Genomic DNA, 954 nt, shown 5'->3' with positions numbered 1-954 from the left:
TCTTTCGCAGCTATCTCAAAGTTAGCCCATGCGTCCTGACCTGCAATCCCGTTCCCAGCGTCCGTTATCGTGTAGCCAGCATGACAGATGATAGCGTGAAGCTGAGACATCAGGTTATTCATGATTGCTTTATCGTGTGCGTTCATCGTGTTATTTCCTTCTCAGGTTAAGTGACATCAGTCAGGCCACCCATATGGATGACCTGTAGTCTGGCACTCGTTAAGCTGGCTTACGCCATCAGTACCCGCCTGTCAGTGTTATGGTCAGCGCATGGTGGTTAGCCGTGTAGCAGGCCCCGCGCTTCATCATCTCCACGAGGCCATCATAGAAAGCCTGTTCACTGCTATAAGTTATCTGGTACATGTTAGTCAATCTCCCAGATAGCCGTGCCGTTCGGTAGACGCTTACCGAAGCCTTGCTGGTCACGGAAGCGAGACCTTGCGTCTCTCTCATTGTAGCCGTAGAAAGTCATTGTGTAGCACCGTCCCGGAATGCGTATAGCGTACCGTTTCATTGTTGTCTATCCTCAGCGTGTAAACTGTCGTGTATGCGCTTGCGGCCCTCATAGACCGCTTTCAGGTGACGCATAGTCGCATCATGGTGTAACTGCCCGGTCTCGACCATAAGCCGGGCGTTGTTGACATGGTGTTGACAGAGACCATAAGTTACCATCACTCGCAATCCTCAGCAGCCGCATGGTCGAACACTACGCTATCGCTGGTGTCCTCAAGAGTCTCTAAATATTCATCAACGATTTGGTCAACGTTATTCCACAGGTCAATGGTGAGCTGTTCATAAAATGCGAGCTTGGCAGATACGGCTAACATCCTTCGTTTCAGGGATAAGGCCGCTGTCCTCGAAATCGATATCGATGCCGTCAGCCGCCATCACTGTAAAGATTTCATGATAGTAATGCGGCGTTTACATCATCTGCAACCTCGTGAATTTGCATCA

Annotated in this window: 1 pseudogene; it reads right to left on the bottom strand. The window is 50.0% G+C overall.

Annotated features, from left to right (window positions below):
* Nucleotides 1-792: 792 nt before the first annotated feature.
* A pseudogene (locus tag AC2W7G_RS17210) lies at nt 793-906 on the bottom strand (hypothetical protein); the annotation flags it as partial.
* Nucleotides 907-954 lie beyond the last annotated feature (48 nt).

The sequence above is a fragment of the Aeromicrobium sp. PFPM2_SD2 genome (assembly GCF_057364525.1).
The sequence above is the reverse complement of the archived record's forward strand: the minus strand, read 5'-3'. Positions and strand labels throughout refer to the sequence as shown.